Here is a 15,306-nt window from a genome sequence, read left to right on the forward strand (position 1 = left end):
AACAACCCCTTTACAGTAAACAGCCAAAAAGGCAACAACAAAAACGGCAGATCCCGGATGAAACTCCCCGAGCTCACGCTCGGGGTTTCTTTTGCTCCAAAATTTCAGCGTTGCTTAATTTTGCCCGCTACTAAACATAATGAGAAAACAAAGTTTTCTAGTAGCGGGTTCGCACACTCCATCCCTCGGGCTTACGCCCGGGGTTTATTGTGAGCAGTAGTTATAAAAACCTTCCGGGATGACGGCACCCTGCGCGCCGCACTCTGCGGGCCGCAGATTTTCCGCGCCCTTTTGAGTTATGGGTGCAACACTCATTTTGTAATGTTGCAAACGAACGAAACAGCAACAATAAATAAAATAAAGACCGTTATAAAATAAAAGTCATCCTGAATTTATTTCAGGATCTACTGCTTGGGTAGTTAGTTGTTGTCGTCATCCTGGAAATCCGTAGTCCATGATCTGTCGTTATTAATAAAGAGGAAAACAACAGATACTGGACAAAAACCTTCCAGTATGACCTTTATTTCTATAAACATCCAACACCCCAATCGGTAGATCCTGAAAACCCTGCGGGCCGCCTGTTCAGGATAACCTCATTCTTTATTTTTTTACTCGCACCTTGCGGGTTGCTAACCCCACCACAAAAAAGCCGGAACGCAACAAAATGCGTTCCGGCTTCCCCTTACCAATTCCTAAAAACTATAACTCTATTACCAACATTGAGGGAACCACCAAATAAAACAAATTAATCAGCGCACCCATACTCAAAAACGGCCCAAAGGGAATTGCGTCTGCCCCCTTTTTGCCCTTAAAAATCATTAAAAAGATAGCGTAAATCAGGCCCAAGAAAGAGGCAAAAATAAGCGTCGTAATAACCCCTTCCCAGCCAATAAGCGCGCCAATACCGCCCATTAACTTTACGTCGCCGCCGCCCATTGCTTCCTTTTTGAACCACCAAGTGCCGATAAGCGCAATCGCCAGTACGCCAAAAAGGCCCACGCCAGCCCCTAGGAGCGACAAAAGTTCCTTCTGCCACCAGACACCCTCAAAGTTGGGGTTTAGCCACGCAAACGCCAATCCAAGGCCAATAAGGCCCAAGGAAAAGCGGTCCGGAATAATCATCAGTTCCAAATCAATGACAGATAAAATAATCAGCGCATACACCGCCGCCACGCATACAAATGTCCACGGGGTTATGCCGTAACGCCACACAAATAAAAACGTCAGCAAGCCCGTTAAAAGTTCCACCAGCGGATATTGCACCGAAATCGGCTGTTTGCAATTACGGCACTTCCCGCGCAGCCACAAGAAACTAAACACGGGGATATTGTCGTACCATTTAATGTGCGCGTTGCATTTGGGGCACGCCGATGGCGGCCACGCAATGGATTTATCCCGCGGGATGCGGTAAATACACACATTTAAAAAACTGCCGAAAATCAAGCCGAAGATGGCGGAGAAAACTAAAATCAGGGTTTCCATAATGCTCCTTATACAAAAAAATCCCCCGCCCAGTTACAGGCGGAGGACAAAACTTAATGCATATTCCAAGGTTTACCGTAACTGTCTTCTTTGTCGGTATTCACAAAGAAATCGCCATAGCGCGGGTCGGCCGGGTCGCTGACGTAGGCCCAACCGCCTGTTTTGGTAAAGCACTCTTCAAAGTTCCCGGTGGAAACGTGCGAAGAGGGCGGATAGCCCGGCACGGTGGCCTGCGGAATACGCTCAATATACGCCGGCACCAGGCTGGTCAAATTGTCCGTCGGATAAGTGCCCTGGTGCTCGCCGTAATAGGCGGCAATGGCGCTGCGCACCTTGACCAATTTGTGCTTGGTGCTGCCCTCTTGGGCTTTATGCACGAGTGTGAAAAATTTCGGCACCGTGAACCCCAACAGCAGGGCAAACACCACCACCGTAATCAAGATTTCCGTTACCGTAAAACCTTTCTTCATACGCGCCCCTATTTAAAATTCAACGCTACCAAGGTAAATACTTTGGCATCGCCCAGCGTGTTTTTAATGCTGGAATATTCATTGGGCTGGTGGGCCATATCGTCCAGTTTGGAGAATACCACCACAGGGTAGCCCGCGTTGCGCAAATACGCCCCCACCGTTCCGCCGCCTACGCCCATAGCGCGCGGGGAGTTTTTATAAACAGCCTTGGCCGCCGCTTGGGTCAATTTGACGATAGAAGCGTTTTTGTCCGTCGGCAAGGAAGACTCGTTAATTTCCGTTTCCACCTTTACCGTTACTTTAAATTGCTTTTCAATGGCTTTTACCATTTTGGCAATTTCGGCCAATACATCGGCGTTTTTGTAGCAAGGCAATACGCGACAGTCCAAGTAAAACACGTCCGTACCCGGAATTGTGTTTACGTTAGGCACGTTCGCCAAGCGTTTGGTCGGCTCAAAGGTGCTGGTGCTTTCGGGGGCGAACACCTTGTCCTTTTTGTTGAAAATCTTATACAAATCGCCCAGTTTTACCACCAAATGCGCAGAAGCGCGCACGGCGTTATTGCCCGAGTGCGGCGTAGAAGCGTGGGTTTGTTTGCCCTGTACGGTAAATTTTACCCACAGCATATTCTTTTCGGCAATTTCCACCATCGTACCTTCCGGGTTGCCTCCGTCCGGCACTAAGAAAGCGTCGTCCTTGCCAAAGGTTTTGCCGTATTTCTTTAAAATAGCGCGGATGCCAAATTCGCTGCCGATTTCCTCGTCCGCATTGAGGAGCAAGGCATAGGTGCACGGCGGGCGGACATTGCTTTCCATCATCGCTTTTACCGTGAGCAAAGCAGACACCAAGCCCTGCTGGTTATCTTCGGAACCGCGTCCATAAATTTTATCGCCTTTTACCACGGCTTTATACGGGTCGGTCTTCCACAAATTCAAATCGCCGGGCGGCACAATATCCATATGCGCCATTACCCACAAGGTTTTCTTTTTGTTTTCGCCGTAGTATTTGGCTACAATGTTCGGGCGCACGCCGTCTTTGGCTTTGGGATCCTTGACGTTAATATAATAAAGTTCGTCAAAGTTCATTTCTTTCAAAACGGAAAACAGGTACTCGGCTTTGGCATTTTCGCCGGGGCCGCCCGCGTGCGGAGATACCGCCGGGCAGGCAATCATATGCGTTTGCAAATCAATGACAGTTTGTTTATAGGAATCAATTTTTTTGAATAATTCTTTTTCCATTTTTTCCTCCGGTCCACTCTTACAGCGGATTGGGTACATCAATAAATTCTGTTTGTACGTCAAAGCGTTTGGCGATTAATTCCATTAAAGCCAATACGCCGGGTTTTTCGGAATTGTAATGGCCCAAGGCCAAACAATTAATATTCCCCTCACGGCACCACTCTTGCGCGGGCTCGTCCAGCGCACCCGTAATGTACAAGTCCAAGTGTTTTTCAATCGCTTGCGGGAGCATACTATACGCCCCGCCGCTGACAATGCCCACCGACTCTATACGGTTAGATCCAAACGGCAAGCGCACCGCCTTGGTATTGCAATACGCTTCCAAGGTTTGGGCCACTTGGTCCAAGGTTTGGGGCTGCGGCAACACACCGCAAAAACCTATCGTTTGCCCGTGGTACACGCCAAAGGGCTGTTCCCGTTGGGCACCTAATGCGCGGATTAAGCAGGCATTGTGCCCCACTACGGGGTGTTTATCAAGTGGCAAGTGATATGCCGCCAAATTGATATTATTTTTGAGCAAAAAGGCTACGCGCTCTTTAAAGAGTCCGGTTAAGGCCTGTTCCTGCCCCCACAAAAGCCCGTGGTGGACCAGCACCATATCCGCCCCCGCCGCTTTGGCTTGGCGGAACAGGGCGAGTGAAGCCGATACGCCGAAGACAATTTTGCCTACGCGCGGCGTTCCTTCCACCTGCAAACCGTTATGGCTCATATCGGGAATTTGGGCGCTGTTTAAGTAAGTATCCACAAAATGTAAAACGTCTTCACAATTCACCATAGAATTATGTTATCATTTTATAAGATGAAAAAAACAGTTTTTTTCGCTTTTTTTCTAATCTTTTTTTCCTCCTTTATCCACGGCAGCCCCATTGCCACCGCCCCCTACCTGCCCGCACAGGCCGGGCCGCAGACGCAAAATGCCCCGATAACGGTACAATACCCGCACGAAAAAATGACAGTCTCGCGGGGAGCCAAAAAGATTTTTATCTTCGGGCAAGTTACTTTGCCCGGAGCCTTAACGCTTGATATTAACGGCGAGGATATCCCCCTGCACGATAACGGGGCTTTCCTAGCGTATTTGCCCGTGCAAAACGGGGAATTTGAATTTGTACTGACGGCCGGAAACGGCAAGGAAACCGTCCAAGCCGTGCGCCGCATTATCGTACCCGGCGCCAACATAAAGGATTTTTCCGCCAAGGCCGAGTTTGACCCGGAAGAGGTCTTTCCGCAAACACCCGTGGAATTACTGCCGGGCGATGTGGTGGGTTTATCCGTGCGCGGCACGCCGGGCGCGGAAGTAACTTATACCTTATCCGGTTTAAAGGATGCGAAAAATATCCCAATGAAGGAGGATGTTTCGTCCCCCGGGATGTACCGCGCCAAATATTTAATTGATGAGGCCCAAAAGGCTAAAACCGCCAAAGTAACCTACAAAATGAAAAACGGCCCGGACGGCACCGAGGCCAAAATTACGGCACCCGCCAAAATTAAAGTGTTGAACCAAAAGGACCCGTTCACCCGCGCCAAAATTTTATCCCCGGGCGTAAAACTGCGCAAAATCCCCACCCCGCGGGAAAACCTATACCCCTTTTACCGCGCCTATGGCGAGGTGCTGATAAACGGCCGTTTAAACAAGCAATACCGCATTGCCCTAAACGAAAGCGAATCCGCGTGGCTGGAAGAAGGCAAATTAAAACTGCTCCCGTCCGCCGACTACACGCCCGGGCGGATTACTTCTTTGCGCACGGTATCTACGGACGAAAAAACACGCCTGATTTTTGTGGGTTCCCGGCAAGTGCCCATTAGCGTACACGAGTTTAACGACCGCTTGGAACTGACCTTTTACTATGTAAACGGATTTGACGAAAATTTCAGTTTTGACACATTAAGCCCCATTGTAGACAGCATCACCTGGTCCCAGCCCGCGCAAGACACGGTGCTCTTTAAAATTTATTTCAAAAAGAACACCGCGCTGTGGGGCCACTCATACAATTTTGAGGACGGCAACCTATTGTTGGACCTCATCCACAAGCCCATTTTAACCCCCACCCAGGAACAGCCGTTAAAGGGCGCGCGCATTTTGATAGATGCGGGGCACAGCCCGCGCCGCGCCGTGCCGTACGACGGAGCCGTCGGCCCGACAGGCTATTTGGAGTACGAGGCCAACTTGGCTCTGGCAAACGAATTAAAACCGCTCTTAGAAAAGGCTGGCGCCACCGTGATTATGACCCGCCACGGCAACAACCGTATGGGCTTGCAGGCGCGCTACGAACTGGCGCTTTCCGAGCAGGCGCATATCTTTGTCAGCCTGCACTATAACGCCTTGCCGGAAACCATTAATCCCCTTTCGCGCGCGCGGGGATATTCGGTTTATTACAACTATCCGCACAGTTTCCAACTGGCCCAAGCCGTGTACGATTCCTACACGCGCAACGTGCCCCTGCCGGACAACGGGATGATTGCCAACGATGTGCTGTTTATCCCGCGGATTCCGCAACTGCCAAGTATTTTGGTGGAAAGCGCCTATATCATCCTGCCCGAGCAGGAGCAAATGGCTAAAACTACTGCCGGGCGTGCGCCCTTGGTGCAAGCCTTGTATGAGGGCATTTTGAACTTTTACGGTGTAAAAACCCCCGCCAAAAAGAAGCCCTCGCGCCGTAATTCGTTTAAAAAACCGACCCGCAAAGTGATTTTGAAATCTGCCAAATCCGGCAAATAATTTTGATATAGCCTAACCGCCCACATCAAAATTTGATATAGTTAAGTTATAAAATATAAAAAAGGAGTTTATCCATTTTCCCAAGCCTTAAATGTGGCTTGATTACAATTAATACTGTTTTTGGTTGTCTATATAGACATCACTTAAGGACAACATTAGGAGAAGCCAAACCAAAAATAGTCGCTATCGCCGATGAAAACGGACTAATTACCCGTTTTTGTCGGCGACTAATCCTGTTTCTGATTTTATATCAGGAAGGGTAGGCGGCTGTTTATTTGTGTGATTGGCTTCTCACAAATAACAGCCGCCTTTTTTATTGAAAAAATTGTGTAGTAATGAAAAACATAACACAAGGAGAACTAAATGATTCAACTGAAAAAATGGTATCAAAACGAGGTGCACAAGGGAATAAGACAGCACGCCGAGAGCATACGGAAAATTTTGGCAGCAAGCAAGCCACCGGAGGCTGTAAGTGTTGACTTAATAAAAGATCTTTTGGTGAATGCATTTGGTTATAAAAGAGACCGGTTAGAGCCGGAAGAGAACGTCAGCAATAAGCACGTGGATATTGCTATACATCATCCGCAAGAGAAAATACTGTGTGAAGGGAAAAAATATAATGCTGAAAAAAGTCAGTTAAACGAAAAAGCAAGAAAACAGTTAGATTTATATTGCCGCGCAAATGTATGTGAATGGGGAATTTTGACGGATGGCATTAGATGGGAGTTTTATTGGTATCCCCAAGGCAAAACAAAAAAAGACAGACAAAAAATTGCGGAAGCAGATCTTATAGATTTTCCCAAGAGGATTACCTCTCAATATTGTGAAAAGTTTCATATTTTCCACGCGGAATTTTCCCCTCAAGACCGCCGCGAATATGCCAAAACCAAAGATACGATTTCACCTGACAATGTAATCGTTTGGCTGCGGAGCGAAGAGTGCTTTAAGGCATTGTGTAAGGTAATACAGAAAAAGCAAAATAAAAAACAAAAAGAAATGAATAAACTAGCACCGCATATTTATGCGTGTTTTGCGAAAGTATTACCGTTGCCCCAGGGCCGTAACAATCCGTTTGATTTGATGAAAAGTAAAAAGAAGAAAAAAACAAATAAGGCTATAGCGACTTCTGGCACAGAATATAAACCGACAGAGACGCAAGCGGTGCTGTGACAATATGCTGTCGCATAGTTTATCTAATATGTAAGAAATCAAATAAAAGGAGATATGTATGGCATTAATTAAATGTAAAGAATGTGGTAAAGAGTTTTCAGATATGGCAGATGCTTGCCCAAATTGTGGATATAACCCCACCAAGGCACAAGAACGGGCACAAGGATTAAAACCAAAAGCAGAACGTAAAAGCAAAACAATAGCCTTGCTATTAGTCTTTTTCTTGTGGTGGATGGGCGGCGATAGATTTTATTTAGGAAAAATTGGCGCAGGCGTTGCTATATTAATTATTGGGAGCATTTCACTGGTAATAGGTATTTATCCATTTTTTGCTTTTGTCCTTGCGATAATGGCTATTGTTGATTTTATCCGCTTGGCTTGTATGGACCAAAAAACCTTTGATTTGAAATATAACAGCACAAAAGGAGAAAGCAAATGAAAAAAATATTATTTTTACTAATTAGTTGTCTAATTTTAGGAGCGTGCATTGATAATCACGGCGCCAAGACTCCCGCAGGAAAAGTCTTTGTAAAATTTGCCGCCGGAAAGACAATAAAAGAAAAGACAAAATATATATTAAACGCAGATAAAATGCTTCCATACATGGAAGAACATTATAAAAACAGAACAGATATTAGAATGCGTGATTATGAAATTATTAAAGAAGTGGATAAAGGAAGTAATGCTGTCTTAAAGATAAAGGTCCAAGATCGCTTGTATTGGGCCAAGTTAAAAAAAGATATAGATGGAAAATATAAAGTTGATTGGCAATACTGGACCCGATATACACCCCATACACTCGGCGAGTTCATTGTAAATAATGAGAAACTTAAAATTTATGCTGGTGTAGATAGGGCCGTTCCGCCCATTTTTTCACAACTTATCACTGATTATTTTGTCTTTCGTATCACTTCTGCAGACATAGGGCAAGGGATTATAGAAGAGAAAGAGGACGGATATACAGTAAATGAAACCGTTTTTGGATTATGTTCTAAAAAACAAAAAGATTGCAAAGAATTTTATAAGAAACTAGCAAAACTAGGTATCAATGCAGGTTGTTGGGCAACCTTACAACTAGAACCTGCTCCGAAAGATTTGAAAAATCCATTGTTCACTTTTGCACTAGTCACAAAAGTTGAGCCAAGTTGGTTGTGCGATTTGTAAATTGGAGAAACGAAATGAAAAAAATAATAATTTTAGCAATGGCTAGCCTTGTGGGCGCGTGTACCACATTAACCCCTGGACAAAAAAGAGCGAAATTTGAAAGTCAAATAAGAAAACCGGAAATGCAATGTGTATTGAAAGATGTGGGAAGCAAACCGATCGCCGCTAAACTTCCAGTTTCTTTAGATGATGCGCCATACTATGATATTAGTAAATGCACTCCTATGATAACATTTGATGGGTTTGCTCCCTTCCAACGAATAAATAAGCGCGAAGTATTGGCTTTTCCGTGTTATAGTTTTGTATGTTCAAGGGACGAAATAATTCATATTAAGTTCCCGTATGCATTAAGTAATTTAGAAAGATATACCCGTTATGACATTCCTAATGAACTTTGCGAGGAAAATTGGACAAGGACAAAATATCATTATACAACAATAGATGGTTTTAAAAACTCTGTTGATTCGTTTAAGATGATAAAAAAACGTATTTATTCAAAAGCAGAAAGACAAAAAATGTTAAAAGAAATTCAAAAAGAAAAACAAATAGAGGCGCAAAAAAAATTAGACGAAAAATATGAAAACAAAAAGGAACAGGCAATAAAATCATACAATACTTGTCAAGAGGTTTATGATAAATTAATTAATCAGTGGCAAACGGCAACAGATTCACAAGATTATTGCAACTCGATTAAAAATATAAAAGACTCTATTTATTTTGAGGAACCAAAGTTATATTTAACAATAGACACATACTATAGAAATGTTTGTCAAACACTGAAATAATATTCTTAAAAACACCCGGCCCGGGGCGGAAAGCCTCGGGCCGGTTTTTTGATTTCGTTTCGCAAGTTTCGTAATTTAAAACACTAAAACTGCAACATTTTTACATAGTCTTTTAAGCGTTTGTTAATGTCGCGCTTGGTTAAATTGGCCAAGCGGTCCACGCTGAAAGATTCTATCGTAAACGAGGCCATCACGTTGCCAATCATCATTGCGCGCTTAATGGCCTGCAAGGAATTCCAGTTTTTCAGGCTCGCCAAATAACCCGTAAAACCGCCGCCAAAGGTATCGCCCGCCCCGGTGGTATCGTGAACGTGCTCCAAGATAAAAGGCGGCAACTGCGCAATGCCCTTTTTGCTTACCAGCATTGCCCCGTTGGAACCCAGTTTAATCACCACATATTTTACCCCTTGCGAGAGCAAAATTTTGCCGGCTTTAATCAGGTTGTATTCGCCCGTTAATTGGCGCGCTTCGGTTTCGTTTAAAAAGAAGATATCAATCTTTTTTACCACTTCCAGCAACTGCGCCTTTTTGGACGAAATCCAATAGTTCATCGTATCGCACGCCACCAAACGGGGGTGTTTTACCTGCTTTAAAACAGACAGTTGAAGTTCCGGGTCAATATTGGCCAAAAACACGGCCTTGGCGTTCTTCTGCTCGTCGGTCAGCACCGGGTTAAAGTTTTGGAAAACATTTAATTCGGTAAACTTGGTTACAGCCGTATTGAAATCTTTATCGTAACTACCGCCCCAATGAAAGGTTTTCCCGTCCTTCACTTCCAGTCCGGAAAGGTCCACCCCGCGTTTTACAAACGGTTCGCGGTCCTCATCGGTAAAGTCCGTGCCCACCACAGCCACTACGGACGGGCTGGAAAAATAACTCGCGCAGACGGAGGCGTAACTCGCCGCGCCGCCCAACACGCGCTTAACGCTTCCGTTGGCGTTTTCAATCGTATCAAAAGCAACTGAACCTACTACTAATACTTCGTTTTTCACGGGCTAATCCTGTAAGAAAGTCTTAATTTCCACTTCGTTATTGAACTGGTCAAAAAACGCCCGTTGGGCCGTTTCCATTTTGGTTTCCATTAATTGCGCGGCAAAGTCGGCGCGGTTCTTGTCAAAATTCTTCATAGAGCCGTGCTGCGTTTTGTAGGCATATTTAATTTCTTCGGGCGTTAATTTATAAAAGGAGTAGAGTACGCCGCGGAAGCGGTCCGCCATTTTGCCCTTGCGCAGTTGCGTTTCAAACTCGGCCGGGGTTAAGCCCAAGGTGCGTTTGAGGGCGTATTCATAAGCGGTTTTGCTGAAATAGCCGTTCTGCGTAAAGAAAGGGGACGTTTTAATGTCGTAGGCGACTTCGTAGTCGGACACGGCAAGGCCCGCTTTGTTGGCGGCTTGGTTTAATACTTCTTCGCTGATAAGCGCGGCCAACATTTGCTGGCGCAGGTATTTCATCATATCCTCGTCCACGTCAATCCCTTGGTTGCGCAAGGCACGGGCGCGGTCCTCGGCCACGCGGTAAAGTTGGCGGTAAGTAATGTCCTCAGAGCCCACCTTGGCGGCGGTGCTGCTGAAATTACCACGGCGGTACGCATCCGCCCCTAAATACACGATGCTTCCCAAAAAGAAAGCCAACGTAATAATAAGAATAATTTTTTTGTGTTTAATCAGAAACGAAATCATACGCTAAACTCCTGTTGTTATTTAGATTCTTCCTCGTTTTCTTCGTCCGTTTCGGCCTCGTCGTCCTCGGCGCCACCGATGGTGCATTGTCCGTCAATGCGTCCGCCCTCTTCCACAATCATCTTTTTGGCGCGGATGTCGCCCTTGATAGACGCAGCAGAAGAGATTTCCAACATATCGGCGCAGACGTTCCCTTCAATCACGCCGCCGCAGACGATAATTTCCGCCGTTACGTCGCCCACGATTTTGCCGTCCGTCCCTACAATGACGTGGCGGGCGTTATCCACGGAGCCCTCCAAGGTGCCGTCCACGCGCAGGGAACCCTGCACGCTTAACGTACCCTGAAAATAGCACTCCGCGCTTACGACGGAAAAATGTTCACCGGACGAAAAATCCGAATCCTTCTTCAAAAACCCCATAAACTCCTCCTAGAATTATTTAAAATAGTTGCGCGGATTGACGGCCTGCCCGTCCTTCCACACCTCGTAATGCAAATGCGTACCCGTGGAGCGCCCGCTGGAACCCATTGTAGCGATTTTATCGCCGCGCTTGACCACATCGCCCGCCTTTACACGGATACCCGTGGTATGGGCGTAGAGCGTGGAGTAACCCAAGCCGTGGTCCACCAAAATAGCCTGGCCGAAACTGGGCACCCAACCTGCGTGGCGCACCACACCGTCGGCAGTAACCACAATCGGGCTGTCCGGCTTGCCAGCAAAATCTATACCGTTGTGGCGCTTGGTACTGCGGCGGCCGAACGGGTCCAACCGGTAGCCAAAGCCGGAACTGATACGCGCCGAAGACGGGCGGATAGAGGGCGTAGAGTTCAACCCCTCACGGCGATTGGCAAAATACCAAGCGATTTCCTGGAACGAAGCCAAACGCGTTTTTGCCGCGTCTTCAATTACATCAATATATTCTTCAAATTCATCCGCGTCCAACTCGGTCAAATCTTTGTCCAGCATTTCTTTAAAGCGGGCGTCTTCTTTTTCTTTGGCGGCTTCCCAACCTTTGGGCAAATTGATAAATTTACCGCCGGGCATACCCAGCATTTGCCGCATTTGCGTATCAGTGGTGCGGGTCAGGTCCAAATATTTGCGGCCGCGCTCCAACTCGTCAGCGATGAGTTTCATTTTTACGCGCATTAAATTGTTCTCGGCCTTGGTAATGTTATAGTCGTAGGTGCGGATAAAAAATACAAAGCCGCACAGCGTAACCACCAGCCACAGCACAAACACCAGCACAAGCGTAAGCACGCGCACCTTAAATTTTTTAGAGGCCCCCAGGCGCGGCATTATCAAAATGTCCACCCGTTCCCCCAGCGCACGCACCAAATGATTGATTAATTTACCCATCTTTTGTATTCTATCATATACAAAGCCCCCACGGGCAGATTTCAATACTTTAAGGAGAAAAAGATGAAAAAGGTATTTCTGGTAATGGCCTTGGCCGTTTTGGCCGTGGCTTGTATGCGCTTGCCGCAGGTTCCCACGCTGGACGAGTTCAGTTTGCCCGTCGCCGGGGAAAAGACCGAGTGGATCTCTACCGATTACGAAGGGAAACCTGTCCTAATCGTATTTATGGGTTCTTGGTGCCCGTATTGCAAAATGTCTATGCCGTTTATTGACGCCGCCAACGAAAACTTTGGCGGACAAGTGGAAATTGTGTCCGCGTTCTTGGATGACGACCCGGCAGATGTAGCCAAAGTGGTAAAGGAACATAACTTCAAAACCAAGGCGCTCTACAACGCGAGTAACATTGCCGAAAGTATGGAAGTAAGCGGCCTGCCCCACGTAGTGGTGTTTGACAAAAAACACAACGCCGTAAAAATGTGGGAAGGGTTTTCCCCTGAGTTAGGCCAAGAAATTCACGACTATTTAAAGAAAGTAAGCAAATAGCCTTCACCCGCCGCACTCCGGCGGGTATTTTATAGGAGCCGATATGGAAATTTTATGCCTTATTTTAGTGTTGGCCTGCCTTGGGATGTTTATCTGGCTGGCGATTGTACAGGGCAACGTAAGCGACCTCACTTGGAAAATCGGTAAATTGGAAAAGAAACTGGCTGAATTGCAAAGTGGCACCGCGCCGCAGGAAACGCCCAAGCCAACGCCCGTAAAATTCCCCGAGATTGCCCCGGCTCCCGTACAGGTAAAGACTGCAAATCTCAAACCGGCCGAGCCGAAAGCCGCTTCCGAATTTACAGTTATAAAACTCTTCTCGTGGATTGGCGGCTTTGCCTTATTATTGGCGGCGGCTTTTTGGGTGAAATATGCGCTGGAAAACAACTTGATTTCGCCCCAAATGCGTATCGGGGCGGGGCTGCTTATCGGGCTTGCCTTGTGGGGGAGCGGGTTATACCTTAAAAACCCAGGCTACAAAACCACTTCTAACACGCTGTGCGCTTGCGGGCTAGCCATTTGCTACCTTGTCAGTTTTGCGGGGCACGCGCTGTACGGTTTATTTGCCCTGCCACTTACGTTTGGCTTGCTGGCATTTATTTCGCTGGCGGCGTTTGGTACGGCGATATATAAGCAAACGGCTTACTTGGGCGTGCTTGCCCAAATTGGCGCGTTTTTAACACCGTTTTTGTTTTCAGAGCAAGAGCCCAATTTGCTTTTACTGCTGGTATATTTTGCCTGTGTAAATATCGTAGCCTTGGGAACGGCCTACTTAAAAAAATGGAACAAACAATTTATTATTTCCGCCGTTTTTACGGCTTGCTGTCTGCTGACGGTTCTCACCCAACTAAACGGACCTGGTGCACAAACAACTTTAATTGCGGGCTTTATCACGCTGTTTGCGCTCTTCTACACCGCCGGGGCCGTAGCATTAAAGGACGGGCGGATTTTAACCGCGGGGTTTATCGCGTTGGGTATCTGCCTGTTAATGTGCCCAGACAAGCCGGGCACGGATATTTCTGCCCTCTTGCTGTGGGGTTCTTGCACGAATATTTTGTTTGCCGCCGTGCCCCTTGTGTTTAAAAAACGCTTTGCCGACGACAAACAGGTATGGGGTACCTCTTTGGTGGCGGGCGTATTCTTGTGCTTGCTTTGGGACCGCCGGTTGGACCTTTCCAACGGACTTATTCCGTTTATTTTTGCCTTGCTATACAGCGGTTTAACGGCCTATGTGTGGCGCTGGGGCCAACTGGGCGACGAAGCCCAAAACAAGCGGCTGTCGTGGCTGCTTGGAACGGTGGTTTTATTTTTGACGTTTGGCATTGCCGAGCAATTTGAAAAGGGGTGGCTCACGCTGGTGCTGGCCTTGGAAGGGTGCGGGCTCATTTGGCTCTACCGCCCGTTGGCCGTAAAAAACCTCTTGGGCTTTGGCAAATGGCTGTTAATCGCCGCCACGGTGCGGCTGGTGATTAATCCGGCGGTGCTGGATTACTACACTCCCACCAGCAGCATTTGGAACTGTTTTTTAGGCGTCTATACGGTATGTGCGGCAGTCTTGTTTGCGTCCGCCAAGGGTTGGCCGATGAGCGAAACAGGACGCACCCGCGCGCTTTTACAAGGATTAGGCGGGCTTGTTTTATTTGTTCTGCTTAACCTGGAAATTGCGGTTGCATACTCCAATGGCGGAAAACTGCATTTTAATTTCTTTGGCGAGGTTTCCGCCGCCGCGGCCTATACCATTGCTTGGGCGTTAAGCGGTGCGCTGTGCCTATGCTTTGCGCTTAAACAAAAGGGGGCTTGGCTGACCAAATCCGGCCTCGTTCTTATCGGGCTTGCCTTAGCCAAACTGTTTTTATGCGACGTATGGAAATTGTCATTAGGCGCGCGGATTATCACGCTTATCGGCGTGGCGCTCGTACTGCTGGCGATGTCTTTCCTCTACCAGCAAGTACGGCTAAAAGTAATGCAAAAAAATTCCAATTAACAAACTGGCCCGGAGCAAACACCCCGGGCCTTTTTATTATTTCACCAAATAACAATTATATCCACCCTCGGTGGAGCAGGTTTCGGCTTCGCTGTTCGTCAAATTCTTGCAGAAAGTATTGCCCGCAGTATCGCTTTTGGGAGTATGGCAATAAAGGCCCTGTTCGGGTACCGCGATTAAAAAGCGGCTTGGGTATTGGAGTCTCCGCGCGTGCGGCACGCCGCCCACGCCAAAAATATAACTAAAATTTTTAGTGTTGTATTGGGCGGCGGAACTGCGCGCACCCGGCACGGTAATATCCAAATCGTCAAAGGTGGTGGCATAACTGCCGTTTGCCATTTTATAAACCTCTTGCGCTTGGTACACATTTTTCATTACCGTCAGGGCTTCCGTCCAGCGGCTTTTTTCTACGGCTTTTTCGTACTGCGGTAGAGCCACCGCCGCCAAAATACCGATAATAAGGACGACCACCAACAATTCAATAAGGGTAAAACCTTGCTTCATATCTTCTCCTTTTTGTTTTTGGAGAAAATACAACAAAAACGGCTGTTATATTTGAGCCATTCCGAGTAACCCAAATACAAACAGCCGCGGTTTATTGCCACCCGAAGGCGGCAATAAACGCTCGGCACAAAACCGCCGGGTAATTAGTCCGGCAATTTTGCGCCTAAATCGGCTGTTTTTGGACTCGGAATGTGCATTTTTTGCAATGCTCACCGT

At 47.0% G+C, this 15,306-nt stretch carries 16 protein-coding genes; 7 read left to right on the forward strand and 9 right to left on the reverse strand.

What is annotated here, in order from left to right:
* Positions 1-699 precede the first annotated feature (699 nt).
* Genes B2118_RS05980 through B2118_RS05995 form a run of 4 tightly spaced genes read right to left on the reverse strand, consistent with a single transcriptional unit; the run spans position 700 to position 3,965 of the window.
* The gene (locus tag B2118_RS05980; RefSeq protein WP_428054127.1) at positions 700-1,482 is read right to left on the reverse strand and encodes a prepilin peptidase; all 783 of its coding nucleotides are present in this window, start codon (positions 1,480-1,482) and stop codon (positions 700-702) included.
* Between the two features lie 53 nt (positions 1,483-1,535).
* Complete coding sequence (locus B2118_RS05985; RefSeq protein ID WP_428054129.1) at positions 1,536-1,952, reverse strand: type II secretion system protein; 417 nt, start codon at positions 1,950-1,952, stop codon at positions 1,536-1,538.
* Between the two features lie 8 nt (positions 1,953-1,960).
* Positions 1,961-3,190 (reverse strand): M20 family metallo-hydrolase, encoded by a 1,230-nt coding sequence (locus B2118_RS05990; RefSeq protein ID WP_428054131.1) that lies wholly within the window; start codon positions 3,188-3,190, stop codon positions 1,961-1,963.
* 19 nt (positions 3,191-3,209) lie between these two features.
* On the reverse strand, positions 3,210-3,965 hold the full coding sequence (locus B2118_RS05995) for a Nif3-like dinuclear metal center hexameric protein (RefSeq protein ID WP_428054133.1): 756 nt from the start codon (positions 3,963-3,965) through the stop codon (positions 3,210-3,212).
* A 24-nt stretch (positions 3,966-3,989) separates the two neighbouring features.
* Here B2118_RS05995 and B2118_RS06000 point away from each other — a divergent pair, with 24 nt between their 5' ends.
* The 5 genes from B2118_RS06000 (at position 3,990) to B2118_RS06020 (ending at position 9,025) form a co-directional block, all read left to right on the forward strand.
* Complete coding sequence (locus B2118_RS06000; RefSeq protein ID WP_428054135.1) at positions 3,990-5,906, forward strand: N-acetylmuramoyl-L-alanine amidase; 1,917 nt, start codon at positions 3,990-3,992, stop codon at positions 5,904-5,906.
* Positions 5,907-6,269: 363 nt separating this feature from the next.
* Positions 6,270-7,076: a type I restriction enzyme HsdR N-terminal domain-containing protein gene (locus tag B2118_RS06005; RefSeq protein WP_428054137.1), complete on the forward strand. Its 807-nt coding sequence runs from the start codon at positions 6,270-6,272 to the stop codon at positions 7,074-7,076.
* Between the two features lie 58 nt (positions 7,077-7,134).
* On the forward strand, positions 7,135-7,515 hold the full coding sequence (locus tag B2118_RS06010) for an NINE protein (protein ID WP_428054139.1): 381 nt from the start codon (positions 7,135-7,137) through the stop codon (positions 7,513-7,515).
* On the forward strand, positions 7,512-8,240 hold the full coding sequence (locus B2118_RS06015; RefSeq protein ID WP_428054141.1) for a hypothetical protein: 729 nt from the start codon (positions 7,512-7,514) through the stop codon (positions 8,238-8,240). Before B2118_RS06010 ends, B2118_RS06015 begins: the two co-directional genes overlap by 4 nt.
* A gap of 14 nt (positions 8,241-8,254) precedes the next feature.
* Positions 8,255-9,025 carry a hypothetical protein gene (locus B2118_RS06020; RefSeq protein WP_428054143.1) on the forward strand — a complete coding sequence of 257 codons (771 nt, stop codon included), beginning with the start codon at positions 8,255-8,257 and terminating at the stop codon, positions 9,023-9,025.
* Positions 9,026-9,108: 83 nt separating this feature from the next.
* Here the strand turns inward: B2118_RS06020 and B2118_RS06025 are convergent, their stop codons facing one another.
* Genes B2118_RS06025 through B2118_RS06040 form a run of 4 tightly spaced genes read right to left on the reverse strand, consistent with a single transcriptional unit; the run spans position 9,109 to position 12,059 of the window.
* Entirely contained in the window at positions 9,109-10,017 is a 909-nt protein-coding gene (locus B2118_RS06025; protein WP_428054145.1) for a PfkB family carbohydrate kinase, read from the reverse strand.
* Between the two features lie 3 nt (positions 10,018-10,020).
* Complete coding sequence (locus B2118_RS06030) at positions 10,021-10,704, reverse strand: SurA N-terminal domain-containing protein (protein WP_428054147.1); 684 nt, start codon at positions 10,702-10,704, stop codon at positions 10,021-10,023.
* Positions 10,705-10,721: 17 nt separating this feature from the next.
* The gene (locus B2118_RS06035; protein ID WP_428054149.1) at positions 10,722-11,123 is read right to left on the reverse strand and encodes a bactofilin family protein; all 402 of its coding nucleotides are present in this window, start codon (positions 11,121-11,123) and stop codon (positions 10,722-10,724) included.
* Between the two features lie 15 nt (positions 11,124-11,138).
* Entirely contained in the window at positions 11,139-12,059 is a 921-nt protein-coding gene (locus B2118_RS06040) for a M23 family metallopeptidase (protein WP_428054151.1), read from the reverse strand.
* A 63-nt stretch (positions 12,060-12,122) separates the two neighbouring features.
* Between B2118_RS06040 and B2118_RS06045 the strand changes: the two genes are divergently transcribed.
* Both B2118_RS06045 and B2118_RS06050 read left to right on the forward strand, forming a co-directional pair.
* On the forward strand, positions 12,123-12,602 hold the full coding sequence (locus B2118_RS06045; protein ID WP_428054153.1) for a TlpA family protein disulfide reductase: 480 nt from the start codon (positions 12,123-12,125) through the stop codon (positions 12,600-12,602).
* Between the two features lie 43 nt (positions 12,603-12,645).
* On the forward strand, positions 12,646-14,586 hold the full coding sequence (locus B2118_RS06050; protein WP_428054155.1) for a DUF2339 domain-containing protein: 1,941 nt from the start codon (positions 12,646-12,648) through the stop codon (positions 14,584-14,586).
* A gap of 36 nt (positions 14,587-14,622) precedes the next feature.
* On the opposite strand, the gene B2118_RS06055 is transcribed toward B2118_RS06050, so the two are convergent.
* Positions 14,623-15,090 carry a type IV pilin protein gene (locus B2118_RS06055; protein WP_428054157.1) on the reverse strand — a complete coding sequence of 156 codons (468 nt, stop codon included), beginning with the start codon at positions 15,088-15,090 and terminating at the stop codon, positions 14,623-14,625.
* Positions 15,091-15,306 lie beyond the last annotated feature (216 nt).

It is taken from the genome of Candidatus Avelusimicrobium stercoris (assembly GCF_002437085.1).
GTDB classification, from domain to species: Bacteria; Elusimicrobiota; Elusimicrobia; order Elusimicrobiales; family Elusimicrobiaceae; genus Avelusimicrobium; species Avelusimicrobium stercoris.

Bases quoted from the DNA above. Each gene is read 5' to 3' on its own strand.
- B2118_RS06030 (WP_428054147.1), bottom strand. From the start codon at position 10,704: ATGATTTCGTTTCTGATTAAACACAAAAAAATTATTCTTATTATTACG.
- B2118_RS06005 (WP_428054137.1), top strand. From the start codon at position 6,270: ATGATTCAACTGAAAAAATGGTATCAAAACGAGGTGCACAAGGGAATA.
- B2118_RS06015 (WP_428054141.1), top strand. From the start codon at position 7,512: ATGAAAAAAATATTATTTTTACTAATTAGTTGTCTAATTTTAGGAGCG.
- B2118_RS06035 (WP_428054149.1), bottom strand. From the start codon at position 11,123: ATGGGGTTTTTGAAGAAGGATTCGGATTTTTCGTCCGGTGAACATTTT.
- B2118_RS06020 (WP_428054143.1), top strand. From the start codon at position 8,255: ATGAAAAAAATAATAATTTTAGCAATGGCTAGCCTTGTGGGCGCGTGT.
- B2118_RS06010 (WP_428054139.1), top strand. From the start codon at position 7,135: ATGGCATTAATTAAATGTAAAGAATGTGGTAAAGAGTTTTCAGATATG.
- B2118_RS05990 (WP_428054131.1), bottom strand. From the start codon at position 3,190: ATGGAAAAAGAATTATTCAAAAAAATTGATTCCTATAAACAAACTGTC.
- B2118_RS06055 (WP_428054157.1), bottom strand. From the start codon at position 15,090: ATGAAGCAAGGTTTTACCCTTATTGAATTGTTGGTGGTCGTCCTTATT.
- B2118_RS06050 (WP_428054155.1), top strand. From the start codon at position 12,646: ATGGAAATTTTATGCCTTATTTTAGTGTTGGCCTGCCTTGGGATGTTT.
- B2118_RS05980 (WP_428054127.1), bottom strand. From the start codon at position 1,482: ATGGAAACCCTGATTTTAGTTTTCTCCGCCATCTTCGGCTTGATTTTC.
- B2118_RS05985 (WP_428054129.1), bottom strand. From the start codon at position 1,952: ATGAAGAAAGGTTTTACGGTAACGGAAATCTTGATTACGGTGGTGGTG.
- B2118_RS06000 (WP_428054135.1), top strand. From the start codon at position 3,990: ATGAAAAAAACAGTTTTTTTCGCTTTTTTTCTAATCTTTTTTTCCTCC.
- B2118_RS06045 (WP_428054153.1), top strand. From the start codon at position 12,123: ATGAAAAAGGTATTTCTGGTAATGGCCTTGGCCGTTTTGGCCGTGGCT.
- B2118_RS06040 (WP_428054151.1), bottom strand. From the start codon at position 12,059: ATGGGTAAATTAATCAATCATTTGGTGCGTGCGCTGGGGGAACGGGTG.
- B2118_RS05995 (WP_428054133.1), bottom strand. From the start codon at position 3,965: ATGGTGAATTGTGAAGACGTTTTACATTTTGTGGATACTTACTTAAAC.